We start from the raw sequence: 25,860 nt of genomic DNA, 5'->3' as shown, positions 1-25,860 counted from the left end.
CGTGCTCTACCTCGACAACGCCGCCACGACGCCGGTGCGGCCCGAGGTCCTCGAGGCGATGCTGCCGTTCCTGACGACCCGGTTCGGCAACCCCTCGAGCCACCACACCGTGGGCGAGGGGGCGGCCGAAGCCCTCTCCGATGCCCGGACGCGCGTCGCGACGACCCTGGGCATGCGCCCCGGAGACATCGTCTTCACCTCCGGCGGCACCGAGGCGAACAACCTGGCACTCAAGGGCATCGGCATCGCCGCGATGCTGCACAGCGGCGCCCAGCACCTGATCACGACCCCCATCGAGCACGAGTCGATCCTGGAGTCAGCCGATTACCTCGCCCGCGTGCACGGCTTCGAGGTGACGAGCATCCCCGTCGACGGGTTCGGCCGGCTCGATCCGGACGAGGTCGCGGCGGCGGTGCGCGCGGACACCGCTCTCATCGCCTTCGGCTACGCCAACAACGAGGTCGGCACCGTGCAGGACACTGCCGCGATCTCCGTCGCCGTCCGTGCCGTCGCCCCCCGCCTCCCCCTTCACATCGACGCCGTCCAGGCCGCCGGCTGGCTGCCGCTGGATGCCGCCTCGCTCGGCGTCGACGCGATCGCGCTCGCCGGTCACAAGCTCGGTGCTCCGAAGGGATCCGGTGTGCTCGCGGTACGCGGCCGCATCCCCCTGGAGCCCCTGCTGCACGGTGGCGGTCAGGAGCGCGGCCGCCGCAGCGGCACCGAGGATGTCGCAGCCGCCGTCGGGTTCGCGACGGCGCTCGAGCTCGCCGAACGCGAGCGCGAGGAATCGGCCGAGCGCGTCGGGGCGCTCCGCGATCGCTTCGTCGCACAGGTCCTCAGCGCGGTGCCGAGTGCACGGCTGACCGGTGATTCCACGCGCCGCCTCCCGGGGACCGCCAGCTTCACCTTCGCCGGGACGAGCGGCGAGGCGGTGCTGCTCGAACTGGAGCGACGTGGTTTCGTCTCATCGAGCGGGTCGGCGTGCGCCGCGGGCAGTGACGAACCATCCCACGTCCTTCTTGCGATGGGTGTTGCGCCGGAGGTCGCGCAGACCGCCGTCCGCTTCACGTTCGCGCACGATCAGCGAGAGCCGTTGGATGCCGCGGCCACCGCGGTCGCGGCATCCGTCGACGCCGTCTCACTCGGCCGGTGAACGCCTCGGTGGCCCTACACTCGCACGAATGAGCACCCTCGCCGGCGCCCCTGCGGCCGTGACCGTCATCGTGCCCGGATTCGATGTCGAGCCCTACGTCGACGACGCGCTGGACTCGCTGCGCGCGCAGACGCGGACGGACTGGAACGCGATCCTCGTCGACGATGCGTCAACCGATGCCACCGGCATCCGCTTCGATGCCGCCGCGGCGGCCGACCCCCGCTTCCGCGTCGTGCATCAGGACCGCAGGCGCGGCCTCGGTGCCGCGCGCAATGCCGGGCTCGAGCTCGTCCAGACGCCGTATCTGGGGTTCCTCGACGCCGACGACGTCCTCACTCCCGGTGCCCTGGACCGCCTGATCGGCTCGCTCGAGTCCAGTGGAAGCGACTTCGCGCTCGGCGCCTACGTGCGACTGCGCCCCGATGCGACCGGCGCCTACAGGCCCGGCGTCATCCAGCCGTGGGTCGCCGCCGCGACCGCCCCGGCCCGGCGGAGCACGACCATCGACGAGCATCCCGCCGCATCGGGCAACATCGTCGCCTGGTCGAAGGTGAGCCGCACCGGCTTCTGGCGGCGCAATGGTCTGCGCTTCCCCGAGGGGCGCCTCTACGAGGACCAGATCGTGGCGCAGCAGATGTACGCGCGTGCGAACGCCTTCGACACCGTCCCGGACGTCCTGGTGCACTGGCGTGAGCGCGCAGACGGCTCCTCGATCACGCAGCACAAGGCGGCGCTGCCGGTCCTGCACGACTACCTCGCGGCGATGGCCGGGGGGATCGACGTCCTCGATTCGGCCGGACACCCGGCCGCCGCCGCAGAGCGTGTGCGGCTCATCCTCGCGATGGACCTGCCGCCGCTCGTGGAGATCGCGCGCGAGCACGCGGACCCCGGCTATGCCGCAGCGCTGGGCGCCTTCGTCCGCGACCTGATCTCGAGGCCGGATGCCGCAGGGCTGACCCTTCCTGCCGGTGCGACGGAGGCCGCACGCTGGTAGCCCCCCGCCCCGCTCCCCTGCTTGGATCGCTCCTCTTTCCTCGACTTGACCCAATCGGCCCACTCCCGAACGCCGGAGTGGGCCGATTGGGTCAACTCGCACCGACGAAAGCCCTCATCCTCTCCTGCACAGGTGGATAACCGTCCGACGCCATAGCGGGGAGCGGATGCTGGGACCTATGCCCCGGCGACCCGCACCGCTCCCCGAACCCTGGGGCGAGCAGCCCTTCTCGGTCTGGCGGGCGCCGAACGCGGGCGTGAGTCGCAAACGCTCGCGCGCTAAGGACCTCCAGGCTCCGTTCTACGGCGTGCGCATCGCCGCCGGAACGCTGGATCTGCCGAGCATCTGTCGCGCCAAGGCCACCAGACTTCCCAGAACGGCGGTCTTCAGCCACATCACCGCAGCACGACTGCATGCGTTGCCGCTGCCTCCAGCCGCAGCATCCGATCCCGTGCTGCATGTCTGCGTCCCGACCGGCGTTCGCGCTCCGCGGGGCAAACGCATCCGCGGGCATCAGCGCGCCCTGGCCGACGACGAGTTCGACGTTCGTACGGGCATCGTGGCCACCACCCCCGCGCGCACGTTCTGTGATCTGGTCGACGAGCTCAACCTGCGGGAACTCGTCGCCGTTGGCGACCACCTGATCCGCCGCGGAACCGGTCAGCTAAGTCGCGAGGAACTGCGCCGGCAGGTCGACCGGCACGCCGGCCGACACGGAATCGAGCGACTTCGCCGCGCGTTCGAGCTGCTGGATGAGGGATCTGAGTCGCCCAAGGAATCCGAACTGCGCGTGCTGATCATCGAAGCCGGCCTCGCCAAGCCGGACTGCAACGTCACGGTCTTCGACGGAACGGGCCGCTTCGTGGCGAGAGTGGATCTGTCGTACCGGCGCGAGAAGGTCGCCATCGAGTACGAGGGCGATCATCACCGCGACAAGGATCAGTGGCGCCGGGATCTCGCGCGCAGACGACGCCTGGAGGCGCTCGGGTGGACCTACCTGAGCGTGACACAGGCCGATCTCGACGACCCGCGGGCGTTCCTGTCCGACCTGCGCACCGCGCTCGGCCGGTGACGTGACCCGATCGGCCCCATAAACCGCCCGGGAGTGGGCCGATTGGGTCAACTGGGAGGGGCTCAGCGCTGGGAGGGGCTCGAACCCCGGGTCAAACGCAGTCCAGCTAGACGTCGCTGAGATCCGGCCAATCCCGCTCGTTCCGCGGCTCGTCCGCCGCGACGGCGGCCAGCGGACCCGTCAGCGGAGCCAGCGGATCGGCGACGAATGCGGCGAGCGGGTCGACGACCGGCGCAGGCGGCTCGTCGGGTGCGCGGTCCGCGCGACGCGCCGGTAGTGCGGGCGGGGGTTCGGATGCCTCGACCTCCAGGATCCGAGAGGCCGCGAGCTGCTGGGCTGCCAGTTCCGCGTACAACCCGTCCTGCGCGAGGAGCGACGAGTGCGTCCCCGACTCCACGATGCGGCCGGCATCCACGACATGGATCACATCGGCGCCGATCACCGTGGACAGCCGATGCGCGATCGAGAGTGTGGTGCGGCCCCGCGCCGCGGCATCGAGCGCTTCCTGCACGACACGCTCCGACACGGTGTCCAGCGCCGACGTGGCCTCATCCAGCAGCAGCACCGGCGGGTCCTTCAGCAGCACGCGGGCGATCGCGATGCGCTGCTTCTCCCCGCCGGAGAGGCGATAGCCCCGCTCGCCGACGACCGTGTCGTAGCCCTGCTCGAACCCGCTGATGATGTGGTGGATGTTCGCGGCCCGGCACGCCTCCTCCAGCTCCTCCTGCGTGGCCTCGGGCTTGGCGTACAGGAGGTTCTCGCGGATGGTCGCATGGAACAGGTACGTCTCCTGCGACACGATCCCCACGCTGTCGATGATCGACTCCTGCGTGAGGTGACGCACATCCTGCCCGGCGAAGAGCACCGAGCCGGCGGACGCCTCGTACATCCGCGGCGTCAGGTAGAGCACCGTCGTCTTGCCCGCGCCGGAGGGCCCGACGAAGGCGACATGCTGACCGGGACGCGCGGTGAACGAGATGCCGCGAAGCGTGGGGCGGGCGTCGGCCGCGGCATCCGGATAGCGGAAGACCACCCCGCGGAACTCGATCTGCCCCATCGGCCCAGGAGCCTCGGCGACCGGCTCGGCGTCTGGGGCGTCGCTGATCGCCGGGACCAGGTCGAGGTACTCGAAGATGCGCGCGAACAGGGCTCCCGAGGTCTGCAGATCGAGCGCGACGCGCATCAGGCCCATCAGCGGCATCAGCAGGCGCGCCTGCACGGTCGTGAAGGCGACCACGGTGCCCGCCGTGATGGTGTCGGTGCCGCCCGTGATCAGATACCCCGAGACCAGGTAGATGATCGCCGGGACGCTCGCCATCAGCACCTGGACGACGGCGAAGAACCCCTGCCCGCTCATCGCCCTGCGCACCTGCAGCCGGACCTGGTTGATGTTCTCGGCACCGTAGCGGGCGGATTCGGTGCGCTGCCGGTTGAACGACTTGGAGAGCAGGATGCCGGAGACGCTCAGCGTCTCCTGGGTGATGGCGGTGAGCTCCGAGAGCGACTCCTGCGTCTCACCCGCGATCCGCGCCCGCACCTGCCCGACCCGGCGCTGGACGATGACGAGGAACGGCATCATGACCACCGCGATCAGCGTGAGCCGCCAGTCGATGATGATCATGGCGACCAGCGACGCGATGACGGTGACGACGTTGCCCAGGATGCTGGTGACGGTGTTCGTCAGCACGCCCGAGACACCGCCTACGTCGTTCTGCAGCCGTGATTGGATGACGCCCGTCTTGGTGCGGGTGAAGAATCCGAGCTCCATCGCCTGGAGATGCTCGAAGAGCTTCACCCGGAGGTCGCCGGTCACCTGATTGCCGACCGTGGAGGTGTACCAGGTCTGGGCGACGCCCAGGCCCGCCGACAGCACGAAAATGCCGATCATGATCAGCACCAGGCGAAGCAGGAGCGGCAGGTCGGGGGCTGCCCCATCGGTCGGGAACAGCGCATCGTCGAAGATCCGCTGCACGATCAGCGGCGGGATGACGGCGATGGCCGCGCCTGCGATCACCAGCACGCCGGTGACGAGGATCTGCCAGCAGTACGGACGGAAGAGGGCCACGACCCGACTGCCGAGGTGCGGGATCTTCGGCGCATCGGCGTTCAGCTTCTTCTGGGCCTCGATGTCGACGCCGCGGAAGCCGCCTCCACCGCCTCCGCCACCCCTGCCGCCCATGCTCACGAGCGCCAGCCTACGACGCTCTCCGGCTCGCTAGGCTGGCCCCATGACTTCCATCCCCGACGCCCCGGACGGCGAAGACCTGGCGGCATTGCGCGAAGAGATCGATCGGCTCAAGGCGATCCCCGAGGAGGAGCTGGTCGACCCCACGCCCGCTTCGCTGAAGGGCCGCGAGCTGGAGCCCGAACCGACGGATGCGATCGGCTCCGAGAAGTGGGACCGTCCGGCATCGGAGGAATCACTCGGCCAGGAGTGAACCCGGACCGACGGGAGCGCTCAGCCCAGTCCGGTCACCAGGTTGATGACGGTCGCGAGGATCACCGCGCCGAACAGGTAGGCCAGAAGCGTCTGGGCGATCACGATCCGTCGGATGGCGTTCGTGCGGACGTCGGTGTCGGATACCTGGTAGGTCATGCCCAGGCCCACCGAGAAGTAGGCGAAGTCGGTGTACATCGGCTCGTCGTCCTGGTTGAAGTCGATGCCGCCGACCGGATCCGCATAGTAGACGGCCGCGACTCGCAGCATGTAATCCACCTGGATGAGCGCCCACGATCCGGCCACGCTCACGACCGCGATGCCGGCGAGCAGAAACGACTCCAGCTCGGAGGCCCCTCGGGTCTGCAGCAGGACGACGGCCACCGCTCCGAGGCTCACCACGCTCCCCGCGACCGCGATCACCCGCGCGACGGCACGCCCGGGATCCTCTGACCTGGCGTGATCGCGCGTCTGAGCGGCATCCATACCCCACACCATCAGAAGCACCCACGAGACGTTGGTCAGAGACAGCGCCGCCCACCCCGCCAGCAGTCCCGCCGCGAAGCCGAGGAAGGGGGTGATCGCGGCTCCGACGGCGAGACCGACGAGAAGCGCGGCGACGCCCCGGACGACGACGGTGCCGCGCACACGGAAGGTGGTCATGCCCCGAATGTTTTCACGCCGATCGGGAATGCCGTGTCATTGGCCGCCGTTAGTCTGAGGAGCTGCCATTTCTCTGACGACCCGCTTCGGCGGCGTCCATCTGGCCTTCCGCATCTCGCACCCACCCGGCGGCCGCCAGCCGCCGGCATCGACCAGCCCCGAGGAGACGACCTATGGCCGCCACCGACATCCGACCAGGCACCGGCAGCATCGCCACCCCCACATCGAGCCGGACCGTCAGCGCCGAAGACAGCCGGATCATCTGGCTGCTGCTGGGCGCCGCCTTCGTCGCCATCCTCAACGAGACGACGATGGGCGTTGCGATCCCGCACCTCATCGGCGACCTGGGCATCACGGCCGTCGCCGCGCAGTGGCTGACCACCGCATTCATGCTCACCATGGCCGTCGTGATCCCGATCACCGGCTTCCTCCTGCAGCGGTTCACGACGCGCGCCGTGTTCATCACCGCGATGAGCCTGTTCTCGCTCGGCACGCTGATCGCCTTCCTGTCGCCCGGCTTCGAGCTGCTGCTGGTGGCCCGCATCGTCCAGGCATCCGGCACGGCGATCATGATGCCCCTGCTGATGACCACGATCATGCGCCTCGTGCCGTCGCACTCCCGTGGCCGGATGATGGGGCGGGTCAGCATCGTGATGGCCCTCGCGCCGGCGATCGGTCCGACCCTCAGCGGCCTGCTGCTGGACACCGTCGGGTGGCGCTGGATCTTCGGCATCGTCCTGCCGATCGCCCTGGTCGCCCTGGGGGTCGGTGCACGGTGGATCCACAACATCGGCGAGACCACGAAGGCTCCGCTCGACATCGTGTCGGTCATCCTCTCCGCGTTCGGCTTCGGCGGGATCGTGTTCGGCCTCAGCCAGATCGGCGGCGGCGGCCACGGCGGCAGCGGCGCGGAGGCGGCGGCCGCCAACGGCCTCGCCACGGTCACGCTCATCGCCTCGTTCTCGATCGGCGTCATCGCGCTCGCCCTGTTCGTGTGGCGGCAGTTCCGTCTGCAGCGCACGGATGACGCCCTGCTGGATCTGCGCGTGTTCGGCTCGGCGAACTTCTCGCTGTCCATCGGCCAGATGGCGCTGCTGTCGCTCGCCTTCTTCGGTGCGATCACCGTCGTCCCGCTCTACATGCAGAGCGTGCTCGGCGTGACGGCGCTGGTCACAGGGCTCGTGGTGCTTCCCGGCTCGCTTGCGATGGGCCTGGCCGGCCCCCTCATCGGTCGCATCTACGACCGCTGGGGCACCCGCGTCCTGCTGATTCCGGGCTCGATCATCGCCAGCGCAACGCTGTGGACCTTCACGACGTTCGACCAGTTCACCCCGATCTGGGTGATCGCCATCGTGCAGACGGTCCTCTCGATCGGGCTGGCGCTCTCGTTCACTCCCCTGTTCACCGCGTCGCTGGGCTCGCTCCAGCCGAGGTTCTACTCGCACGGCTCGGCCGTGCTGGGCACGATCCAGCAGGTGGCGGGTGCTGCAGGCATCGCTCTGATGGTCACGGTCATGTCGTCGGTGACAGCCGGCGGGATCGACGCCGGGCTCGGTGAGGCTGCGGCCGGCGCCGCCGGCGCGCACGCCGCATTCACGATCGCCGCGATCGTCTCGCTGCCGCTCATCGTCGGCGCGTTCTTCATCCGCAAGCCCGCTGATCAGCCGTTCCCCGCGCCCGTCGGGCACTGATCCCCTGACGCAGGGCCGCCGTGTATCACCGATGCACGGCGGCCCTCGTCTCGAATGGATCCACGTGGCATCCTGAGCCAGGATCACCGGAAACCCGTCCGGTGGGATCCGCGAAGGAGCGCGCCGTGATCGTTCGTCCACCGTCCGAGACCGAAGCCGAGGGCGTGGTCGCCGAGCTGTACGCCGAAGACCTGAGCGACGACGGCGTCGTCTTCAGCCACACGAAAGCGATGGCGATCAATCCGGAGGCGGAGCGCGCTTTCGAGGCGCTCATCGGCGCGATCGTCCCGTCGATCGGTCTGCGCGTCTACGAACTGGCGACACTCGGTGCGGCCCGTGGCATCCCGTCGCCGCACTGCCTCCTCGCGCACGGGCGCAAAGCGCTGCGCGCGGGGGTGTTCGACGAGGCCCAACTGGAGCGGGTGGCCGTGGACTACGGGGACGCAGGCCTGAGCGAGGCGGATGCTGCGGTCATGCGGTTCGCTGAGCGCGTGTCCACGGATGCCGCGGGCATGACCGACGCCGATTCGCAGGCGCTGCGCGATCAGGGCTTCTCGGACCGTCAGATCGTGGACATCGCGCTCGCGGCGGCAGCACGGAATTACTACAGCCGCGCGCTGCGGGCACTCGCCGTACCCGTCGACAGGATGCCAGGGCTGAGCGCACGGCTCTCCACGGCGCTGCTGACGCCGATGCGCGACTGACGGGCAGCGCTGTTTCGTCAGTGGTGGATGAACGCTTTCAGCAGGATGATGACCCCGCCGAAGGCCGCGGTGATCAGCGCACTGGCCAGCCGCAGCCAGAAGTGCGAGGTCCACTTCGACACCGCCAGCCAGCCGAGGATTCCGAGCGCGAGCGTGTCGACGGACAGGGCGAGCCAGACCGCGAAATCGTCGTCGACGGCGCGGGAGACGCCCAGCAGCAGGACCGCGATCGGCACCAGTGAGACCAGCAGCATGCCCAGCGAGTGTCGTGCGGCCGCCCGAATGCTCTCGGAGAGTCCGGCCCTTCCCTCGGTGGCCGCCAGGCGACCGAGGGTTCCCGAGTAGACGTGGGCGGCATAGAAGACGACCACGGTTGCGATGACGGTGGTCAGCGCGCTCAAGGAGGTGCCGGTGAGCGTGTAGCTCACCACGATCATCCCGGAGACGAGGATCAGTCCGTACACCGCCTCCTCGGACATGAGGATGCGCGAGACGCGCGCGGTCGTTCCGTAGTGGGTGTCGCCGCTGCGCTCAGCCGGAGGGAACACGACCTCAGGAGGGATTCGCCGAAGTCCCTGCGGGGTCGGCTCAGTTGCCGGTGCCGCAGGCGGAGCCACCGCAGCACGAGCCGGCGGAAGACTCCACGACCGTGAGGAGGTTCTTGTCCTCGGTCACGGGCAGGAGGGTCGCGGGGGTGGGAAGCTGCGAAGTGGTCATGCCTCCATGCTAGTGCGCGCAGGCGGTCCGGCTCCGTCAGAGCGCAGGGTCACCTCCCGGGGAGCGCCTCACCGCCGGTCTGACAGGTCGGGCAGTACTGCGCTGCCGCGCCGGAGAACATGTGCTCGCGGACGCGATCGCCGCAGACCGGACACGCCTGGCCGGTCCGGCGGTGCACGCGCAGTGCGGCGTGCTTGGCCGCCCGCAGCTCACCGGGCGGTATCCCGACCCGCGCTGCCCTGGCCGACCTCAGCCCTGCGCGCGTCGCGTGCGCAAGCCGCGCCACCTCCAGAGGCGACAGGCTCGCGGCATGCGTGACCGGCGAGATGCGGGCGGCATGCAGGATCTCGTCCGAATAGGCATTGCCGATGCCGGCGAAGGCACTCTGATCCTGCAGCAGCGCCTTGATCTGCTTCTTGCGACCGCCGAGCACGGTGGCGAACAGGGCGGCGAACCGCTCATCGTCCAGGTCGTCATCCAGCGGGTCGATACCGAGCTTGGCCACCGCGGGCACCTCGCCCGGCTCCGCGACGACGTGCACCGTCAGCGCTTTCCACTGACCCGCATCCGTGAGATCGAACCCCGATCCGTCGTCGAGGCGGACACGCGCCATCAGCGTGGCATCCCCCGCACGTCTGGACCCTCCGGGTGCCGTGTCGTGCCAAAGCACCCATCCGTCGTGACCGAAATGCACGATCGCGTGCAGATGGTCCTGTGCCGACCCCGCCTCGATGTCGATCATCTTCCCGCGTCGCACGACTCCGTCGATGCGACGTCCGACGAGGTCGCCGGGTGCAGGCTGTGCCGTCTTGACCGCCTTCGGCAGCAGGACCTCGAACGCGGTGATCGTACGGCCGGCGGCATGAGCGGTCAGGAACGACGCCAGTTCCGCGACCTCGGGCGACTCGGGCATGCCGCCATGATTCCATGCGGAGCCCGGTTCCGGTTCCGAGGCTCATCCCCTCCGGGTGACGTCCGGCTCGAGGGCCGCCGGATAGCGTCAGGGCGTGGCGTGAGGAGAAGTCCCTCGATCCCGACCACGTTCATCGACGAAAGGCACGCTAATGAACATCTGGGAGTTCTTCCTCTGGATCTTCTGGGTCTACATCCTGATCGCATGTATCTGGATCTTCATCACGATCATCATCGACGTCTTCCGTGATCCCGACCTGAACGGGTGGGGCAAGGCGCTCTGGGTCATCTTCCTCGTCTTCCTGCCCTTCCTCGCGGCGCTGATCTACCTCATCGCGCGCGGCAAGGGCATGGCACAGCGCGAGATGGCCCGCCGCGGACAGGCGCAGAGCGAGGCGGACAGCTACATCCGCAGCGTCGCAGGAACGGCGACCTCTCCGACCGCGCAGATCGAGTCCGCCAAGCAGCTGCTGGATGCCGGCACGATCACGCAGGCGGAGTTCGACTCCCTGAAGGCGAAAGCCCTCGCCGGCTGACGGTCACCGGGGGTCGGCGTCGGCGACGCCGACCCCCAGCCACTCGGCCAGCTCGGCGATCTCCGCGCGCACCATGTCATGTTCCTCCGGCTCCAACGGCAGGAACTCGTGGACGGCGGCGATGCGCAGCACCTCACGCTCCCGGTCGGTCGCTGCATCGAGCATTCCGACGAAGCGGTCGCCGATCAGGATCGGATGCGCGAAGAACCCGTACCGTCGTTGCGCCTGCGGCTTGAACTGCTCGAGCACGTACTCGAATCCGAACAGCTCCTTCAGCCGCGCACGGTCGAACAGCAGGCTGTCATAGGGATTCAGGAACGCCACCCGGCCGCCCTCGTCGCGCTCGTCGAGGGCGGCCAGCGCCTCGGGGTCCACCCGGAATCTCCACGAGCTCCCTTCGACCGTCGCCGCCTCCCCGGTGCTCTTGCCGACGCCGTTCCACCAGGAGTGCGGGCGCACGATGCCGGCGGCCTGCAGCATCCGCTCCTCCAGCAGCTGTGCGGCCTCCTCGTCGTCGTAGTCGGGAAGGTCGGACGGATAGACGCGCTCGGCCAGATCCCAGCGGCGATGCCGGCCCTCGCGGCCCGCGATCGCGACTCTGCCCTGCCGCAGCAGGAAATCCAGCATGGTCGGCACCTGATTGGATCCGCTCCAGCCATCCGGCGTCCGGCTCACCCTGGCGGTGTCGGGGATCTGCGATGCCAGGAGCGGCCCCTCGCCGTCCAATCGCGCGACCACCTCGCGCGCGAAGTCCTCGTTCGCCTCCAGCCACTGCTTCGACGCATCGCGCTCCGGCCACCGCCGCATGGCCGGCAGCATCAGCGGCAGCACGCTGAGCGGACGGAAGGCACCGTCGAACTCGAACAGCAGACGATCGTCCTCGACGGCCTTCTGCAGCTGCCCGCCTTCGTACGACCAGCCGATCCGTGACCACAGCACCGTGTGTTCGCACGGCGCGATCGTCGCGGTCGGGTCGATCTTGATGTATCCGAGCTGTTCGGCGACCTCGACGACATCGCCCGGACGGTTCGCATCCAGCAGCTGCGCGCGGACGATGATCCGCCGCGCCTGGTCGCGGGTGAGCCGGTGCGTCACGGCACGAGGCTACCTGGCCTCAGATCGTCGCGACCGAGCCGGAGTCGACGCGATAGTTCGACCCGGTCACGAACGAGGCGCGCTCCGAGCACAGGAAGGCGATGACGGCGGCGACCTCATCGGGTTCGCCGCGTCGGCCGAGTTCCATGTACGGCCGCTCCTCTTCGAGGAAGGATTCGATGGCCTCGTCGACGGACTCGCCGCGTTCGTCGGCGCGCTTGCGCATCATCGCGTCGGTCATCGGCGTGGAGATGAACGCAGGAGAGACCGCGTTGACCAGGAGCCCCTCCGACGCGTACGACCGCGACAGTCCTTTGGACAGGGCCAGGATGCCGGCCTTGGCGGCGCAGTAGGGCAGCTCATCATCGTAGGGCTGGACGGCATCCTCCGAGGCGAGGAACACGATGCGCCCCCAGCCTCCCTTCCGCAGCGACGGGAGGAACTGCCGGACGAGCCGGACCGGTCCGAGCAGATCGATCTCCAGGGTCTCCACCCAGCCGGCATCGTCGATCTCGTGGAAGAGCCCCTGTGCTCCGGTGACTCCCGCCGATTGCACGAGGATGTCGATGTCGCCCACCGCCTGCTGCACCGCGTCGTGGAGGGCCTCCAGCGAGGCGAGATCGGTGATGTCCGCGGCGAAGGCATGGACGCGATCGCCGGCTCCCGCCAATCGCGCTGCCGCGGCATCCAGCTGCTCCTGGTCCTGGTCGCTGATGACGACGATCGCGCCCTCGTCCAGCAGCGCCTGGGCCGTATGCCAGCCGATGCCCGAGTCCGCGCCGGTGATCAGTGCGATGCGTCCTTCGATACCCAGGTCCATGCGTGTTCCTCTCGTCGTGCGTACGGAATCAAGTGGTCGGCGAAGCGGAGCGATCGTCCAGTTCGTCGATCGTGAGGGCTGCCGTGATCAGGGCCAGGTGGCTCAGCGCCTGCGGCAGGTTGCCCCAGAACGAGCCGTCGGCGGGGTCGATCATCTCGGCGAGGAGCCCGACGTCGTTCGTCGTCTTCACGAGCGCATCCATCGCCTCGATCGCCTCGTCCAGGCGTCCGACGCACGCCAGCGCGGTGGCCCGCCAGTATCCGCAGGCCACGAAGGCGTGCTCCTCCTGTTGCACGCCCGAGTACCGGTACAGGTGGGGCCCGGCGCCGAGTTCGTCGGTCAGGGCGTCGATCGTCGAGGACATGCGCTCGCCGCGATCGAATCCGCTGGGCGCGTGCAGGAGGACCGAGGCGTCGAGGTCGTCCGACCCCGGGAACATGACGTACGCCTGACGATCCTGGGACCAGCAGTGCTGCGCGATCCATTCCGCGATCCGCTGCTGCTCGGCGCGCCAGCGCTCGGGGCTGCCGGCCACCTGGCCGAGCTCGGCCAGGTGGATCGCGTCTCCGAGCGCCAGCCAGCACCCCATCTTCGACGAGGTGTAGTGCTGCAGTTCCGGCAGCTCCCACATCCCGGCATCCTGATTCCGCCACAGATCGCACGTGCGGTCGGCGACCTCGGCCAGCATGCGTCCCGTCGCCACATCCAGGACATTGCCCGCGTCCACGTAGGTCCGGCAGATCGCGAAGAGGTCCCCGTACACGCCGAGCTGGAGTTGACCCTGTGCCGGGTTGCCCGTCACGACGGGTCCGATCCCGCGCCACCCGGCCACGTCGTACTCGCGGACCTCGGCGGGCACGTCGCCGCCCAAGCCGTAGAAGATGTGCAGTTCGGGTCCGTTGTCGCGGATCGTGCGCAGCAGCCATGAGATCGCCGCATGCGTCTCCTCACGGAGCCCGAAATACACGAGGGCGTGCGCCGTGTACGCGAGGTCGCGCACCCATGCGAATCGGTAGTCCCAGTTCTTCCCCCCACGCGACCCCTCCGGAAGCGAGGTGGTCGCCGCTGCGGCGATCGAGCCGGTCGGACTGAAGATCAGGAGTTTGAGCGCGAGCACGCTGCGTTGCACCTCGTCGGCCCACGCTCCCGAGGAGGAGAACTCGCGCGACCAGGACCGCCAATTCGCGATGGTGCGCTCGATCCCCTGATCGACGATGTCCGGGTCCGGAAGGTGCAGCGGTTCGTCATGCGTGGCGACCACCACCAGCAGGTGTCGTGAGCCACCCGTGGCGGTGAGCGATCCGGCGAGCTGCGGTGCGCCGGACGGGCCGGTGGTCTTCCCGCTCATCCCGTGATCGGAGCCGACGACCGCGACGGTCGTCTCACCGGTGCGGATGACCGGCCCCTGCGCGCTCTGCTCGATCCACGGCGACGCCGTGCCCAGTGCAGTCCCCGGAACGACCCGCCACGCGAACGGGACGGTTCCCGACACGCCCTCGACCCGCCGCGCCAGCTCCGCCCAGGGCAGCCTCCCGGCGATCCCCGTGACGAGGGCGTCGGTCACCGTCGCCCGGCCGCGCGCGGTCGTGAACGTGGTGCGCAGGACGTTGGTCCCCTTCACGTACCGACGGGTGACGGCGTACTCATCGACGGGCTCGAGCTCGATGCATCCGCCGGTCTCGTCATCCAGCAGGCGGGCGAACACGGGCAGCGAGCCGAGGTTCGGGATCGGCAGCCAGTCGACCTGGCCGCGCATGCCGATCAGCGCAACGGTACGGCCGTCCCCGATCGCCGCGTACGAGCGCAGGTCCTCTCCCGCGGGCGTTCGGGGTCGGCGGGATTCAGCGATCGAAGTCATCGCGATTCACGCTACGGCCGGTGCCGAACGGATGCCGGGGGTTGCGCTTCCCGTCGATCTGGGGCAGGACGACCCGAACTGCACCGGCGTGTCAACACCCTTCCGTGCCGCAGGTCGCTGGCCCTACCGTCCCGGCATGAGCACATCGAGCACCGACACGGTCGCCCAGTTCATGCGGGCGTTCCAGCAGCAGGATCGCGCGACCGCCGAGTCGCTGATGGCCGACGACTTCGTGTTCACCAGCCCGCAGGATGATCATCTGGACAAGGCCCAGTGGCTCGAGAGGTGCTTCCCCACCGCGGACCATTTCGACTCCGCGAGTACGACCCTGCAGCTGTTGGAGGCGGACGGCCTGGTGCTGCACCGGTACGAGTATCAGGTGGACGGAACGCGCTACCGCAACGTGGAGGCATCCCGGGTCTTGGACGGTCAGGTCCACGAGGTCGAGGTGTACTTCGGCGGCGCGGCCTGACGCGGCTCGTCGATGGCACGCATCGGCACGTCGGGATGGAGCTACGACCACTGGCAGGACGTGCTCTACCCGCCCGGTCTGCCACCACGGGATCGTCTCGCCCGCTACGTCGAGGCCTTCGACACTGTGGAACTGAACGCGAGTTTCTACCGCTGGCCGACTCCGGGCGCCTTCGCGTCATGGCGCCGGCGCCTTCCGAGCGGGTTCGAGATGACCGTGAAGGCTCCGCGGGGGCTGAGCCATGCCCGCAGGCTCTTCGCACCCGAAGAGTGGATCGATCGGTTGACGACCGGGCTGCACGAGCTGGCACCGGTCCGCGGCCCGCTGCTGGTGCAGCTTCCGCCGACCATGGAGCGCGACGACGAGCGACTCGCCTGGTTCCTCGGGGCGGTACCGTCCTGGATGCGCCCGGTACTCGAGCTTCGGCATCCGTCCTGGAACGATGAGGCCGTCTTCGAGATCCTCGAGCGCCATGCTGCGGCGTACTGCGTGATGAGCGGGGCAGGACTGCCGTGCATCCTCCGCGCGACGACCGACTTCGCGTACGTCCGGCTCCACGGGCCGGACGAGGACTGGCTCTACGCGGGTTCGTACTCCGATGAGCATCTCGGGTGGTGGGCGGACCGCATCCGCGAGTGGCAGGCGCAGGGTCGGGGCGTCTACGCGTACTTCAACAACGACGGCGACGGGAACGCCGTGCGCAACGCCCGCACCCTCCGCTCGTTCGTCGCAGGGTGACGAGGGACCTCAGACGAGGTCGAGCGCGTGCAGTGCGTCGACCGCGGCGGAGGCGATCTGCGCGACCGGTGCCGTGACGTCGACCGCGATGCCCGTCTCATCGCCGCCCAGCGGTTCGAGCGTCGCAAGCTGCGAGTCCAGCAGACTGCTCGGCATGAAATGGTCCTTGCGCGCGGCGGCGCGCGCTGCCAGCAGCTGCGGCGTGCCGGTCAGGTGCACGAACACGGCGGACGGCGCCAGTGCGCGGATCCGGTCGCGATAGCTGCGGCGCAACGCTGAGCACGCCATCACGAGACCCGGATCCGGCGCGTCCTCCAGCGCCCGGGCCACGGCCTCGAGCCACGGACGGCGGTCATCGTCATCGAGCGGAACCCCGGCGACCATCTTGGCGACGTTGGCGGCGGGGTGCAGATCATCTGCATCCGCCCATGGGATGCCGGTCAGCCGCGAGATCTCGGCGGCGACCGAGGACTTCCCGGCTGCCGAGACGCCCATGACGACGATCCGCTGGTGTTGCGTGCTCACCGCACCACCCTATCGACGGCGTCGCTGCACCCTCCGCATAGGGCAGGCTGGGACCCGGCAGCCGTCACGCTGCTCCCTCGAACGAAAGGACCGCGTGAAGATCCTCCTGCTCCGGCGGTTCGTGGCCGTCGTCGACGCCGACCTGCATGTCCCGCGCGCCGCGGAGGCGCTCGGCATTCCGCTGGCATCGCTGCACACGTCCCTGGACAAGCTCGAGACCGAGGTCGGTCATCCGCTCTTCACGCGCGCGAAAGCGGGGTGGACGCTGACCAGCGCCGGCGCGCTGCTGCTGGACGAGGCCCGGAGCCGGATCGCCGCTGCTCCTCCGCCTGTCGCGGCGCCGGTCGGCTCCGGCGGCGGGAAGGCCAAGGCATCGAAGGGCAAGGGGCGCGCCCCCGTCGTGAAGGGGCAGCCCAAGCCCTTCAAGAAGCGTCAGGGACGCTGAGCGTCAGTCCCAGTCGAGGTACTCCTCGATGATCACCGCGGTCTGGATGGGGTGCGTCCGCGGGAACGAATGACCCGCGTCGTCGACGATCTTGATGCTCGCCCGCTCGGGTGCGCTCGACTGGAGCCGTTCGGCATTCGCCCCCGGGGTCAGCTCGTCGGAGGATCCCTGCACGATCAGCACCGGGAGCACCGGGGCCAGGGGGATGTCCACCTCCTCCACGCCCAGCAGCAGCAGACCGTTCGCACGCTCGGGGTGGGCGGCGACTGCGGTGCGCGCGACCGTGCCGCCGAAACCGTGACCGCCGATCCAGGTGTGCTCGAGAGCGAGGTGGTCGAGCACATCCATCACGTCCTGCACCCGGTCGGCGGTCGAGAGGGCCGCGTCCGGATCGGGGCGGTAGCCGATGCGGATGATGTGAAAGCCCGCCTCTTCGGCGAGATAGTGCCCGACGACGCCCAGGTCGTCCTGTCCGCGATCGGGGATCAGGACGAGCGGCACCGGACCCTCCCCCTCGACGAGGAACGGGATCGCCCGGCCGTCGGGTTCGAGAATCTGGATGCCGGTCATGGGCGCGCGTCCTTTCGGGTGCTCGTCACGGGGAATCAGAGGGTCGATCAGACGTTGAAGCGGAACTCGACCACGTCGCCGTCCTGCATGACGTAGTCCTTGCCCTCCAGCCGCGCCTTTCCGCGATGTCGGGCCTCCAGCACAGAACCCGCGTCGACGAGGTCGGCGAAGGAGATGACCTCGGCTTTGATGAAGCCCTTCTCGAAATCGGTGTGGATCACACCCGCCGCCTGCGGCGCCTTCCAGCCCTTGCCGATCGTCCAGGCGCGGGACTCCTTCGGTCCCGCGGTCAGATACGTCTGCAGCCCGAGGGTCTCGAAGCCGATGCGGGCGAGCTGGTCGAGCCCGGACTCGTCCTGGCCCGTCGACGCGAGCAGCTCCGCCGCGTCCGCCGGGTCGAGATCGATCAGTTCGGACTCGATCTTGGCATCCAGGAACACGGCGTGCGCGGGGGCGACCAGCGCTTCGAGGCTCCCCTTTGCGGCGGCATCCGTCAGGATCGCCTCGTCGACGTTGAACACGTAGATGTAGGGCTTGGCCGTCAGCAGACCCAGCTCGCGGATGGGCGCGAGATCGAGGCCGGAGTGGGAGAGCAGGATGCCGCGTTCCAGCGCGTCCTTCGCGGCGACGGCCGCCTCCAGCACCGACGGGTCGGCCTTCTTCCCCTTGACCTCCTTCTCGAGGCGGGGAACCGCCTTCTCGAGGGTCTGGAGATCGGCGAGCATCAGCTCGGCGTTGATCGTCTCGAGGTCGTTCTTCGGGTTCACGCCGCCCTCGACGTGCACGACGTCGTCGTCGGTGAACCCGCGCACCACCTGGGCGATCGCGTCGGCCTCGCGGATGTTCGCGAGGAACTGGTTGCCCAGTCCTTCGCCCTCGCTCGCACCGCGCACGATGCCGGCGATGTCCACGAACGACACCGTCGCGGGCAGGATGCGCTCCGAGCCGAACACGTCGGCCAGCTTCGCCAGACGCGGGTCCGGCAGGCTCACGACGCCGACGTTCGGCTCGATCGTGGCGAACGGATAGTTCGCGGCGAGCACGTCGTTCTTGGTCAGCGCGTTGAAGAGGGTGGACTTGCCGACGTTGGGCAGGCCGACGATGCCGATAGTGAGAGCCACGGGAATCCAGTCTACGTGGCGGGCACGGCGCTGCCCGCGGAGCCGACGCGCGGCGAGGGACGCACGGCGCGGTAGGCGCGCGTGACGTACGGCAGGTCGACCGCGCGGTCCCCGACCGCTCCGATCTCATCGAACAGCTCGGCCAGACCGCGCTCGATGGCAGCGCGATCCTCGGACGTCGCGGTGATGATGTAGCTGCGAGACCGAGCCATCGCCAGCAGCTGATCGCGGGTGATCGGCCGGGTCCAGCGCCACCGCGCCGACTCGAGCTCCTCGAACGGGTGCGCCACGCGCGGATCGCCCTCGGCGAGCATCTCCTCGGCGTGGCTGCCGTGCATGATCTCGGTGAGACGGCGCACCCAGGGCTCGCCGTCGTCGCGGATGTTCCAGATCAGTCCCAGTACGCCGCCGGATCGCAGGACGCGCCCCGCCTCCGCCGAGGCCCGGTCGGGGTCGACCCAGTGCCACGCCTGACCCAGCAGGACCGCGTCGACCGAGGCGTCCGGAAGTGGCAGGTGCTCCGCGGATCCGAGGAACGTCGGCACGGCGTGCACGTGCTGGCGCAGCGCCGCGAGCATGCCGGGGTCCGGATCGATCGCGACCGTCTCGGCACCGAGCTCGATGGCGACACGCGTCAGCTTTCCGGTGCCCGCTCCGACGTCGGCCACGCGGATGCTTCGCCCGACGGAGGCGACGGGCTCCAGCATCCACGCGACCGCGTCGGCCGGATAGCCCGGTCTGCCGCTCTCGTAGGCGTCCGCCTCGGCGCCGAAGGATCGGGACATCTCCTCGCGACTGGCCATGGACCGACCCTATTTCGCGCCTCCGCGCATGTCGCCCTCCCCGGCGCGCCTTCGCGGACGGGAGCGCGTGCGCGGCGAGTCTGAACGGGTGCCCCTGGATTTCACCGCCATCGACTTCGAAACGGCGAACTCCAGCAATGCGTCCGCGTGCGCGGTCGGTCTGACCCGGGTGCGCGGCGGCGAGGTCGTGGCCACCGCGGGCTGGCTGATCCAGCCGCCGCCGGGTCATGACGTCTTCTTCGAGCTGAACACGCGCATCCACGGCCTGCGCCAGGAGGACGTGATCGGGGCGAAGGGCTGGAGCGAGCAGCTGGATGACCTCGCCGCGTTCGCCGGCGCCGATGTGCTCGTGGCCCACAACGCGGGCTTCGACATGATGGTGATCAAGCGCGCGTGCGAGGCCACCGGCGACCAGTGCCCTCCCTACCGCTACGTGTGCAGTCTGCAGGTGGCGCGCAAGCTCTACCAGCTCGATTCCTACCGGCTTCCCTCGGTGGCGGCCGCCGCGGGGTTCCTCGACTTCCCGCACCACGATCCGTCCGCTGACGCCCTGGCCTGCGCGCACATCATGATCGATGCCGCCCGCCGCGTCGGAGTCGACGACATCGGCGCCCTCGCCGAAGCGGCGGGCGTGCGGACCTCGCAGATCGTCGTACCGGTGCGCGAGCCCGTGCCCGCCCTTCCGGTTCTCGAACCGCTGTTCGCCATCGCCTGAGCGGATCCTCTGCCGTGCGGCGCGCGCCGCGTGCGGTGCGGCGAGAGGGTGATGTCGGACGTCCGCGGCATGCTGAGCCCATGGATGCACTCCTCATCTCCGTGATCGCCCTCGCGACACTGGCCGCCGGACTGCTGGCCGGGTGGTTCGCAGGTGCGGCGCGGGCAACGACCGGCGCCGTGCGCACGCAGTCCGAGCTGCGGGCACGGCTGGCCGCCGCGGACGCGGCACGTCAGGGCGTGCAGGCGCAACTGGAGCACCAGCACGTGCTGTACCGCGAACTGGCCTCGCAGGCGCGCAGCGACCAAGCCGCGCGCGAGGAGCGCGAACGCCGCGAGCAGGCCGTCCTGCGCGCGCTCGCGCCCGTGCACGAGACGCTGCAGTCGATGCAGGCCAAGGTCGACGACCTGGAGCGAGACCGTCATGCGCAGTTCGGTTCCCTCGCCGAGCAGTTGCGCCGCGCACAGGAGTCCGACGAGGCGCTGCGCGCGACCACCGAATCCCTGGCCGGCGCGCTGCGCTCGGGCAGCACCCGCGGCGTGTGGGGGGAGACGCAGCTGCGTCGTGTCGTCGAGGCGGCCGGGCTCACCCGCTATGTCGATTTCGACACCCAGACCTCCATCCGATCGGATGCCGGGGCCGGCCGCCCGGATATGGTGATCCGACTCCCGGGTGAGAAGGCGATCGCCGTCGACGCCAAAGTGCCCCTGGACGCCTACCTCGAGGCCAGCGCCATCCCGCTGACCGCGCAGGGGGAAGAGGGCGCGAGGCGGAAGGCGCTGCTGGGCAAGCACGTCCGCGCGCTGCGCGCCCACGTCGATGCCCTGGCCAAAAAGGCCTACTGGGCGGGTCTGAGCTCGAGTCCCGAGTTCGTGGTGTGCTTCGTGCCCAGCGAGTCGCTGCTGTCCGCCGCCCTCGAGGAGGATCCGGCGCTGCTGGACTACGCCTTCGGCAAGCGGGTCGCGCTGGCTTCGCCGGTGAACCTGTGGGCGGTGCTGAAGACCGTGGCCTTCACCTGGACCCAGCAGGACGTCTCGCAGGAGGCGCGGGCGCTGTTCGAGCTGGGCAGCGAGCTGTACGAGCGCCTGGGCACCATGGCCGGCCACGCCGATGATCTCCGCCGCGCTCTGGAGCGCACCGTGGACAGCTACAACCGGTTCGCCGGCTCGCTCGAATCCCGCGTGCTCGTGACCGCGCGCCGTTTTCCGGGCATCGACCAGACCAAACTCGACGCGCTCGGCGAACCGCAGCCGGTACGCTCGACACCGCGCCATCTCACCGCGCCGGAACTGCTGGAGGCGACCCTCGCGACCGACCCGCTGCCGGGCGCCGACCTCGACGAGACCCGCGCGCGGATCGCGCCGCTGGGCGGCTGAGCGCGAAGCCTCAGGCTCCGCCGGGAACGAAGCTCAGCAGGAACACCGTCACGGCTGAAACGCCCACGAATGCGCCGATCAACCACCAGGCCGAGACCTGATGATCCTCGTCGCGACGCACCCGGAACAGCACGTCCGGCCGTCGAGCGGGGTCGGTCGCATCGGCCACGACCGCGATCGCGCCGGTCTGCGGCTTCGATCCGCTTGCTGGTGCGGACATCACAACCCCCTCGGGTACGAGAACACGAACGCGTCCTCAGCGACACCGTCTTCGATTGTGTCAGACCCACCGCGCGATCGGTGTCACGACTCGATCACAACCGCCCCACCCGTCACATCAGTCACAGGCGAAGAGGAATCAGCCCAGCGCGCTCACAGCCACTTCGAGGTGAGGTGTTCGGACGCGATCCGGCGCAGCGTGCCGGACCTGCCGCGCAGGACCACGCTCTCGCTGTAGATGAAGTCGCCCTCGCGCCGCACGCCCGCCACGAGCTGCCCGTCGGTCACGCCGGTGGCCACGAAGATCGTGTTCTGGCCGGTCACGAGCTCATCCGCTTCGTAGACGAAGCCGTCGGTCTTCAGACCGGCATCCGCGCCCTTCTGCTTCTCCTCGTCGGTGCCCGGCCAGAGGATCCCCTGGATGTGACCGCCGAGCGCCTTGATGGCACAGGCGGTGACGATGCCTTCCGGGCTGCCCCCGACGCCCACGCACATATCGGTCCGGGCGTTGTGGCGCGCCGCGTTGATGCCACCGGCGACGTCGCCGTCGGACATCAGGCGGGTGCCTGCGCCGGCCTCGCGGATGTCGCTGATCAGCTTCTCGTGTCGCGGACGATTCAGCACCGAGATGACCATCTCATCGATCGGCTTGCCGAGCGCCTTGGCCAGGAGACGGATGTTCTCGCCGATCGGCAACCGGATGTCGACCACGCCGACCCCGGCAGGACCGGTGACGAGCTTGTCCATGTAGAACACCGTCGACGCATCGAGCATCGTCCCGCGATCGGAGACCGCGATCACCGACAGCGCGTTCTGTCGACCGGCCGCTGTCAGCGACGTGCCGTCGATGGGGTCCACGGCGACGTCGCACTGCGGGCCGTTGCCCGTGCCGACCCGCTCACCGTTGAAGAGCATCGGGGCCTCGTCCTTCTCGCCCTCGCCGATCACGATCGTGCCGTCGAAGTTCACCGTGGAGAAGAACGCCCGCATGGCATCGACGGCGGCGCCGTCGGCCGCGAGCTTGTCGCCTCGTCCGATGAACGGCACCGCACGGATCGCCGCCGCCTCGGTGGCGCGCACCAATTCCAGCGCGAGGTTGCGGTCGGGATGCAGCGGACTCATGTCGGCGGTAAGGCTCACCATGGGCTCAGCCTAGCCACGCGCCGTCCCCGCGATGGACGATCCGGGCCTGTGGCAGCCGAAGGATCCGCGATTCTTATCCATTCGGCAGGGACCCCGCCGGGAGGACCGCGCCGAGCCTCGCGACCTGATGCGCGACCGGTCGCCTTCGCTAGAGTGGCCGTGACCCCTGCACACGATCAAGGAGCGGATGCCATGCCCGTCGCCACCCCCGAGCAGTACGCCGAGATGCTGGACCGCGCGAAGACCGGCGGCTTCGCCTACCCCGCCTTCAACGCGTCGAGCTCGCAGAGCGTCAACGCCATCCTGCAGGGACTGACCGAGGCGGGTTCCGACGGGATCATCCAGGTGACCACGGGCGGCGCCGACTACTTCGCGGGCCACACCGTCAAGGCACGCGCGACAGGCGCTCTCGCGTTCGCGAGGTTCGTCCACGAGGTCGCGAAGAGCTACCCGATCACCGTCGCGCTGCACACCGATCACTGCCCCAAGCCCGCACTCGAGGACTTCGTGCTGCCGCTCATCGCCGAATCCGAGAAGGTCGTCGCCGACGGCGGACAGCCGATCTTCCAGTCCCACATGTGGGACGGGTCCGCTGTACCGCTGGACGAGAACATCGAGATCGCCAAGGAGCTGCTCCCCCGGCTGAAGGCGATCAACGCGATCCTCGAGGTGGAGATCGGCGTGGTCGGCGGCGAGGAGGACGGCGTGCAGCACGAGGGTTCGAACGAAGCCCTCTACACCACGGTGGCCGATGTGACCAAGGCCGTGGAAGCGCTGGGACTCGGCGACCAGGGCCGCTGGATCGCCGCGCTCACCTTCGGAAACGTGCACGGCGTCTACGCCCCGGGAAACGTGAAGCTGCGCCCCGAACTGCTCGGCGAGATCCAGGAGGGCATCGCGTCGCAGTTCGGCACCGGCCCGAAGCCGCTCGATCTCGTCTTCCACGGCGGCAGCGGGTCCACCGACGACGAGATCGCGCTCGCGGTCCGCAACGGCGTGATCAAGATGAACATCGACACCGACACGCAGTACGCGTTCACGCGCGCGGTCGCCGGCTACATGTTCAGCAACTACGACGGCGTTCTGAAGGTCGACGGCTCGGTCGGCAACAAGAAGGCCTATGACCCGCGCGCCTGGGGCAAGGTCGCCGAGTCGGCGATGGCCGCGCGCGTCGTGCAGGCCACGCAGCAGCTCGGCTCCGCCGGTCAGTCCAAGAGCTGATCTCGGGTACGCAGGAGATCAGGCGGGGTCGCGGTAGGCATCCAGGAGAGCGGATGCCCCGTCCGGACGCGCGATGACCTCGATCGGATCGCCGGCACGGATCGCTCCGCGGCGCACGACGCGCAGGTACGGGCCGAGCCGACGCTCGGCGGAGAAGCGCTTCACCCATCCGCGCTGGTCGGCGCCCCCGACCCACCGTGCGAACGTCTGGCAGGGCGTGCGCGGCATGGTGACCTCGACGACGGCCGTTTCGCCGATCCGCCACTGTTCGCCGATCAGGGCGGCGTTGACGTCGATCCCCTCGGTGCGCAGGTTCTCGCCGAACCAGCCGGGCGGCAGCTCACGCCCGAGTTCGTGCTCCCAGAAGGCGGCGTCCTCCGCCGCATACGCATACAGCGCCTTGTCGAAACCGCCGTGGTGCTTGCGGTCCGCCTGCACGTCCCCGCGCACGCCGTACGGGCCGAGGCGGACCGCACCCGACAGCGGTCGCTTGTCGATCGCGGTGACGCCGTTTCCGGAGTCTGGCCGCAGCTGGTGGACCGCGCAGACGGCGACGAGGAGAGGCATCCGGCCATCGTATTGGTTCCTGTCCACCGGCCGGCGATCGGTTCACGCGGTGGGTCAGGGTGCCGGCGGATCGAACTCGTGACGCATGAGGATCCGGTCCGAGGTCAGCGAACGGATCTCGATCGCGGCGATCTGGTCGGCATCGAGGGCGGTCGCGGCACTGAGGCGCGCCGTCGAGCCCGGAAGCGCCCGCCAGGTCGACACGGTGCTGGCCTGCCCGTCCGCCGCGATCACGGTCAGCGAGTAGGGCCGGCCTTCGGCCGGGCGCTCGGATCCGCCGTCGCTTGCGTAGCTGCACTCGAGATCGATGCGCGTCCCCCACGCGACGCCGGTGAGCGCGACGGATGCCTCGAGCGGAACGTCGATCACCGTCTCCAGCGCATACGACTCGCGGGACGCACTCCGCTGGAGCGCCGCGGGGACGGCGACAGCGCAGACGATGAGCAGAGCGGCCGCGGCAGCCGAGACGATCCGCACGATGCGCCGGCGACGGCGTCTGCGGTGCCGGGCCACCGAGACGATCGCATCGCGCAGGTCCGTGCTCGGACCCACCGCGGCATCCTGCTCGTCCAGTGCCCAGGCATCGATCGCCGATGCGCGCTCGTTGCTGATCCGCGACATCAGGCCGACGGTCGGACCGAGTTCGCCCACTGCTCGCCTGCAGAGCTCGCAGTCCTCGAGGTGCGCTTCGAAGAGTCGGCGCTCGGTCGGCGACAGGGCACCGACCGCGTAGGCGCCGTCCCACTGCGCGAAGTGCTCGTGTTCGGGATTCATCGGGTCACCCCTCTCTCCTGCAGTGCGAGCCGCATGGCGCGCAACCCGTAGTGCAGGCGCGACTTGACGGTGCCCTCCGGGATCCCGAGCTCGCCCGCCGCCTGCGCGACGCTGCGTCCGCCGTAGTAGCAGCGGAGGATGACGGCGCGGTGCTCGGCGCTCAGCACGGCGAGCGCCTCCTCGATCAGGATCGCCTCGAACAGCGCATCCGTGTCGTCATCCCGGCGCTGCTCCGGCACGTCCGCGACGACGTTCTCGTGGCGCCGACGGGCGCTGCGGGCATCGTCGATCACCAGGTTGCGCGCGACCGTCATCATCCACGATCGCAGCGTGTCCGGATCCTGCTGCAGGATGCGGGGGCTCCGCCACGCCCGGAGGAGCGTCTCCTGCACCACGTCGTCGGCACCCGCGCGGTCGCCGGTCAGCCGGACGACGTACCGCCATACCGGTCCGGCGTGGGCGGAGTAGAGCGCCCCCAGGCGCGCACCATCGTCCGCGGACATTCCACACCTCCTTGCA

The 25,860-nt window shown here is 69.4% G+C and carries 30 protein-coding genes; 13 read left to right on the top strand and 17 right to left on the bottom strand.

Annotated elements, in window-relative coordinates; all coding sequences use genetic code 11:
- Position 1 precedes the first annotated feature (1 nt).
- The 3 genes from BLT19_RS09890 to BLT19_RS09880 all read left to right on the top strand — a co-directional run bounded on the left by BLT19_RS09890 (position 2) and on the right by BLT19_RS09880 (position 3,219).
- Positions 2-1,153 carry a cysteine desulfurase family protein gene (locus BLT19_RS09890; RefSeq protein WP_091489293.1) on the top strand — a complete coding sequence of 384 codons (1,152 nt, stop codon included), beginning with the start codon at positions 2-4 and terminating at the stop codon, positions 1,151-1,153.
- A gap of 28 nt (positions 1,154-1,181) precedes the next feature.
- Positions 1,182-2,147 carry a glycosyltransferase family 2 protein gene (locus BLT19_RS09885; protein ID WP_091489290.1) on the top strand — a complete coding sequence of 322 codons (966 nt, stop codon included), beginning with the start codon at positions 1,182-1,184 and terminating at the stop codon, positions 2,145-2,147.
- A gap of 178 nt (positions 2,148-2,325) precedes the next feature.
- Positions 2,326-3,219, top strand: coding sequence for a hypothetical protein (locus tag BLT19_RS09880; RefSeq protein ID WP_091489287.1), 894 nt, complete (start codon positions 2,326-2,328; stop codon positions 3,217-3,219).
- A gap of 106 nt (positions 3,220-3,325) precedes the next feature.
- Here the strand turns inward: BLT19_RS09880 and BLT19_RS09875 are convergent, their stop codons facing one another.
- Entirely contained in the window at positions 3,326-5,398 is a 2,073-nt protein-coding gene (locus BLT19_RS09875) for an ABC transporter ATP-binding protein (RefSeq protein ID WP_091489284.1), read from the bottom strand.
- Between the two features lie 49 nt (positions 5,399-5,447).
- On the opposite strand from BLT19_RS09875, the gene BLT19_RS09870 reads away from it, so the two are divergent.
- The gene (locus tag BLT19_RS09870; protein WP_091489282.1) at positions 5,448-5,657 is read left to right on the top strand and encodes a hypothetical protein; all 210 of its coding nucleotides are present in this window, start codon (positions 5,448-5,450) and stop codon (positions 5,655-5,657) included.
- Between the two features lie 20 nt (positions 5,658-5,677).
- On the opposite strand, the gene BLT19_RS09865 is transcribed toward BLT19_RS09870, so the two are convergent.
- Positions 5,678-6,319, bottom strand: coding sequence for a DUF1345 domain-containing protein (locus BLT19_RS09865; protein WP_091489279.1), 642 nt, complete (start codon positions 6,317-6,319; stop codon positions 5,678-5,680).
- A 173-nt stretch (positions 6,320-6,492) separates the two neighbouring features.
- Here BLT19_RS09865 and BLT19_RS09860 point away from each other — a divergent pair, with 173 nt between their 5' ends.
- On the top strand, positions 6,493-8,010 hold the full coding sequence (locus tag BLT19_RS09860) for an MDR family MFS transporter (protein WP_091489277.1): 1,518 nt from the start codon (positions 6,493-6,495) through the stop codon (positions 8,008-8,010).
- A gap of 125 nt (positions 8,011-8,135) precedes the next feature.
- Positions 8,136-8,714, top strand: a complete 579-nt coding sequence (locus tag BLT19_RS09855) for a carboxymuconolactone decarboxylase family protein (RefSeq protein ID WP_231917602.1) — start codon at positions 8,136-8,138, stop codon at positions 8,712-8,714.
- Positions 8,715-8,731: 17 nt separating this feature from the next.
- On the opposite strand, the gene BLT19_RS09850 is transcribed toward BLT19_RS09855, so the two are convergent.
- The 3 genes from BLT19_RS09850 to BLT19_RS09845 are packed head-to-tail and all read right to left on the bottom strand — an operon-like array spanning position 8,732 to position 10,344.
- Entirely contained in the window at positions 8,732-9,262 is a 531-nt protein-coding gene (locus BLT19_RS09850; protein ID WP_231917600.1) for a hypothetical protein, read from the bottom strand.
- A gap of 40 nt (positions 9,263-9,302) precedes the next feature.
- Complete coding sequence (locus BLT19_RS18135) at positions 9,303-9,431, bottom strand: hypothetical protein (protein ID WP_269457406.1); 129 nt, start codon at positions 9,429-9,431, stop codon at positions 9,303-9,305.
- A 49-nt stretch (positions 9,432-9,480) separates the two neighbouring features.
- Positions 9,481-10,344, bottom strand: coding sequence for a DNA-formamidopyrimidine glycosylase family protein (locus BLT19_RS09845; protein ID WP_091489275.1), 864 nt, complete (start codon positions 10,342-10,344; stop codon positions 9,481-9,483).
- Positions 10,345-10,495: 151 nt separating this feature from the next.
- Between BLT19_RS09845 and BLT19_RS09840 the strand changes: the two genes are divergently transcribed.
- A complete protein-coding gene (locus tag BLT19_RS09840) occupies positions 10,496-10,879 on the top strand; it encodes an SHOCT domain-containing protein (RefSeq protein ID WP_091489272.1) in 384 nt (127 codons plus the stop codon).
- A 3-nt stretch (positions 10,880-10,882) separates the two neighbouring features.
- On the opposite strand, the gene BLT19_RS09835 is transcribed toward BLT19_RS09840, so the two are convergent.
- Genes BLT19_RS09835 through BLT19_RS09825 form a run of 3 tightly spaced genes read right to left on the bottom strand, consistent with a single transcriptional unit; the run spans position 10,883 to position 14,652 of the window.
- The gene (locus BLT19_RS09835; RefSeq protein WP_091489269.1) at positions 10,883-11,974 is read right to left on the bottom strand and encodes a DNA glycosylase AlkZ-like family protein; all 1,092 of its coding nucleotides are present in this window, start codon (positions 11,972-11,974) and stop codon (positions 10,883-10,885) included.
- Between the two features lie 19 nt (positions 11,975-11,993).
- Complete coding sequence (locus tag BLT19_RS09830; RefSeq protein ID WP_091489266.1) at positions 11,994-12,794, bottom strand: SDR family NAD(P)-dependent oxidoreductase; 801 nt, start codon at positions 12,792-12,794, stop codon at positions 11,994-11,996.
- A gap of 28 nt (positions 12,795-12,822) precedes the next feature.
- Positions 12,823-14,652: a glycoside hydrolase family 15 protein gene (locus tag BLT19_RS09825; RefSeq protein WP_091489264.1), complete on the bottom strand. Its 1,830-nt coding sequence runs from the start codon at positions 14,650-14,652 to the stop codon at positions 12,823-12,825.
- A gap of 136 nt (positions 14,653-14,788) precedes the next feature.
- Here BLT19_RS09825 and BLT19_RS09820 point away from each other — a divergent pair, with 136 nt between their 5' ends.
- Positions 14,789-15,124 (top strand): nuclear transport factor 2 family protein, encoded by a 336-nt coding sequence (locus BLT19_RS09820; RefSeq protein ID WP_091493708.1) that lies wholly within the window; start codon positions 14,789-14,791, stop codon positions 15,122-15,124.
- A 12-nt stretch (positions 15,125-15,136) separates the two neighbouring features.
- Positions 15,137-15,862 carry a DUF72 domain-containing protein gene (locus tag BLT19_RS09815; protein ID WP_091489262.1) on the top strand — a complete coding sequence of 242 codons (726 nt, stop codon included), beginning with the start codon at positions 15,137-15,139 and terminating at the stop codon, positions 15,860-15,862.
- A 9-nt stretch (positions 15,863-15,871) separates the two neighbouring features.
- On the opposite strand, the gene BLT19_RS09810 is transcribed toward BLT19_RS09815, so the two are convergent.
- Entirely contained in the window at positions 15,872-16,387 is a 516-nt protein-coding gene (locus tag BLT19_RS09810) for a gluconokinase (protein WP_231917599.1), read from the bottom strand.
- Positions 16,388-16,481: 94 nt separating this feature from the next.
- Between BLT19_RS09810 and BLT19_RS09805 the strand changes: the two genes are divergently transcribed.
- Positions 16,482-16,832 (top strand): LysR family transcriptional regulator, encoded by a 351-nt coding sequence (locus BLT19_RS09805; protein WP_091489259.1) that lies wholly within the window; start codon positions 16,482-16,484, stop codon positions 16,830-16,832.
- A gap of 3 nt (positions 16,833-16,835) precedes the next feature.
- On the opposite strand, the gene BLT19_RS09800 is transcribed toward BLT19_RS09805, so the two are convergent.
- The 3 genes from BLT19_RS09800 to BLT19_RS09790 are packed head-to-tail and all read right to left on the bottom strand — an operon-like array spanning position 16,836 to position 19,326.
- A complete protein-coding gene (locus BLT19_RS09800; RefSeq protein WP_091489256.1) occupies positions 16,836-17,402 on the bottom strand; it encodes an alpha/beta fold hydrolase in 567 nt (188 codons plus the stop codon).
- Between the two features lie 47 nt (positions 17,403-17,449).
- Entirely contained in the window at positions 17,450-18,523 is a 1,074-nt protein-coding gene (gene ychF / locus BLT19_RS09795) for a redox-regulated ATPase YchF (protein WP_091489254.1), read from the bottom strand.
- Positions 18,524-18,534: 11 nt separating this feature from the next.
- Positions 18,535-19,326 (bottom strand): class I SAM-dependent methyltransferase, encoded by a 792-nt coding sequence (locus BLT19_RS09790; RefSeq protein ID WP_091489252.1) that lies wholly within the window; start codon positions 19,324-19,326, stop codon positions 18,535-18,537.
- 88 nt (positions 19,327-19,414) lie between these two features.
- Between BLT19_RS09790 and BLT19_RS09785 the strand changes: the two genes are divergently transcribed.
- Positions 19,415-20,041 (top strand): 3'-5' exonuclease, encoded by a 627-nt coding sequence (locus BLT19_RS09785; protein ID WP_091493701.1) that lies wholly within the window; start codon positions 19,415-19,417, stop codon positions 20,039-20,041.
- A gap of 80 nt (positions 20,042-20,121) precedes the next feature.
- The gene (locus BLT19_RS09780) at positions 20,122-21,417 is read left to right on the top strand and encodes a DNA recombination protein RmuC (protein ID WP_091489249.1); all 1,296 of its coding nucleotides are present in this window, start codon (positions 20,122-20,124) and stop codon (positions 21,415-21,417) included.
- A gap of 10 nt (positions 21,418-21,427) precedes the next feature.
- Here BLT19_RS09780 and BLT19_RS09775 read toward each other — a convergent pair whose 3' ends face one another.
- Positions 21,428-21,637 carry a UDP-N-acetylmuramyl pentapeptide phosphotransferase gene (locus tag BLT19_RS09775; RefSeq protein WP_091489247.1) on the bottom strand — a complete coding sequence of 70 codons (210 nt, stop codon included), beginning with the start codon at positions 21,635-21,637 and terminating at the stop codon, positions 21,428-21,430.
- Between the two features lie 152 nt (positions 21,638-21,789).
- Positions 21,790-22,779 (bottom strand): class II fructose-bisphosphatase, encoded by a 990-nt coding sequence (glpX, locus tag BLT19_RS09770; RefSeq protein ID WP_091489244.1) that lies wholly within the window; start codon positions 22,777-22,779, stop codon positions 21,790-21,792.
- Between the two features lie 192 nt (positions 22,780-22,971).
- Between glpX and fbaA the strand changes: the two genes are divergently transcribed.
- Positions 22,972-24,000 (top strand): class II fructose-bisphosphate aldolase, encoded by a 1,029-nt coding sequence (gene fbaA / locus BLT19_RS09765; RefSeq protein ID WP_091489241.1) that lies wholly within the window; start codon positions 22,972-22,974, stop codon positions 23,998-24,000.
- Between the two features lie 18 nt (positions 24,001-24,018).
- On the opposite strand, the gene BLT19_RS09760 is transcribed toward fbaA, so the two are convergent.
- The 3 genes from BLT19_RS09760 to BLT19_RS09750 are packed head-to-tail and all read right to left on the bottom strand — an operon-like array spanning position 24,019 to position 25,844.
- Positions 24,019-24,567, bottom strand: coding sequence for an MOSC domain-containing protein (locus tag BLT19_RS09760; protein ID WP_091489238.1), 549 nt, complete (start codon positions 24,565-24,567; stop codon positions 24,019-24,021).
- A 54-nt stretch (positions 24,568-24,621) separates the two neighbouring features.
- A complete protein-coding gene (locus tag BLT19_RS09755; protein WP_091489235.1) occupies positions 24,622-25,341 on the bottom strand; it encodes a zf-HC2 domain-containing protein in 720 nt (239 codons plus the stop codon).
- Entirely contained in the window at positions 25,338-25,844 is a 507-nt protein-coding gene (locus tag BLT19_RS09750) for a sigma-70 family RNA polymerase sigma factor (RefSeq protein WP_091489232.1), read from the bottom strand. The genes BLT19_RS09755 and BLT19_RS09750 overlap by 4 nt, the downstream gene beginning before the upstream one ends.
- Between the last annotated feature and the right edge of the window lie 16 nt (positions 25,845-25,860).

The organism is Microbacterium pygmaeum (genome assembly GCF_900100885.1).
GTDB lineage: Bacteria > Actinomycetota > Actinomycetes > Actinomycetales > Microbacteriaceae > Microbacterium > Microbacterium pygmaeum.
Note: the sequence above shows the minus strand (reverse complement) of the source record. Positions and strands in the feature narration are given on the sequence as shown.

Coding starts and splice junctions, on each gene's coding strand:
- BLT19_RS09885 (WP_091489290.1), top strand. CDS start 1,182: ATGAGCACCCTCGCCGGCGCCCCTGCGGCCGTGACCGTCATCGTGCCC.
- BLT19_RS09880 (WP_091489287.1), top strand. CDS start 2,326: ATGCCCCGGCGACCCGCACCGCTCCCCGAACCCTGGGGCGAGCAGCCC.
- BLT19_RS09875 (WP_091489284.1), bottom strand. CDS start 5,398: ATGGGCGGCAGGGGTGGCGGAGGCGGTGGAGGCGGCTTCCGCGGCGTC.
- BLT19_RS09870 (WP_091489282.1), top strand. CDS start 5,448: ATGACTTCCATCCCCGACGCCCCGGACGGCGAAGACCTGGCGGCATTG.
- BLT19_RS09865 (WP_091489279.1), bottom strand. CDS start 6,319: ATGACCACCTTCCGTGTGCGCGGCACCGTCGTCGTCCGGGGCGTCGCC.
- BLT19_RS09860 (WP_091489277.1), top strand. CDS start 6,493: ATGGCCGCCACCGACATCCGACCAGGCACCGGCAGCATCGCCACCCCC.
- BLT19_RS18135 (WP_269457406.1), bottom strand. CDS start 9,431: ATGACCACTTCGCAGCTTCCCACCCCCGCGACCCTCCTGCCCGTGACC.
- BLT19_RS09845 (WP_091489275.1), bottom strand. CDS start 10,344: ATGCCCGAGTCGCCCGAGGTCGCGGAACTGGCGTCGTTCCTGACCGCT.
- BLT19_RS09840 (WP_091489272.1), top strand. CDS start 10,496: ATGAACATCTGGGAGTTCTTCCTCTGGATCTTCTGGGTCTACATCCTG.
- BLT19_RS09830 (WP_091489266.1), bottom strand. CDS start 12,794: ATGGACCTGGGTATCGAAGGACGCATCGCACTGATCACCGGCGCGGAC.
- BLT19_RS09825 (WP_091489264.1), bottom strand. CDS start 14,652: ATGACTTCGATCGCTGAATCCCGCCGACCCCGAACGCCCGCGGGAGAG.
- BLT19_RS09820 (WP_091493708.1), top strand. CDS start 14,789: ATGAGCACATCGAGCACCGACACGGTCGCCCAGTTCATGCGGGCGTTC.
- BLT19_RS09815 (WP_091489262.1), top strand. CDS start 15,137: ATGGCACGCATCGGCACGTCGGGATGGAGCTACGACCACTGGCAGGAC.
- BLT19_RS09800 (WP_091489256.1), bottom strand. CDS start 17,402: ATGACCGGCATCCAGATTCTCGAACCCGACGGCCGGGCGATCCCGTTC.
- BLT19_RS09790 (WP_091489252.1), bottom strand. CDS start 19,326: ATGGCCAGTCGCGAGGAGATGTCCCGATCCTTCGGCGCCGAGGCGGAC.
- BLT19_RS09780 (WP_091489249.1), top strand. CDS start 20,122: ATGGATGCACTCCTCATCTCCGTGATCGCCCTCGCGACACTGGCCGCC.
- BLT19_RS09775 (WP_091489247.1), bottom strand. CDS start 21,637: ATGTCCGCACCAGCAAGCGGATCGAAGCCGCAGACCGGCGCGATCGCG.
- glpX (WP_091489244.1), bottom strand. CDS start 22,779: ATGGTGAGCCTTACCGCCGACATGAGTCCGCTGCATCCCGACCGCAAC.
- fbaA (WP_091489241.1), top strand. CDS start 22,972: ATGCCCGTCGCCACCCCCGAGCAGTACGCCGAGATGCTGGACCGCGCG.
- BLT19_RS09760 (WP_091489238.1), bottom strand. CDS start 24,567: ATGCCTCTCCTCGTCGCCGTCTGCGCGGTCCACCAGCTGCGGCCAGAC.
- BLT19_RS09755 (WP_091489235.1), bottom strand. CDS start 25,341: ATGAATCCCGAACACGAGCACTTCGCGCAGTGGGACGGCGCCTACGCG.
- BLT19_RS09750 (WP_091489232.1), bottom strand. CDS start 25,844: ATGTCCGCGGACGATGGTGCGCGCCTGGGGGCGCTCTACTCCGCCCAC.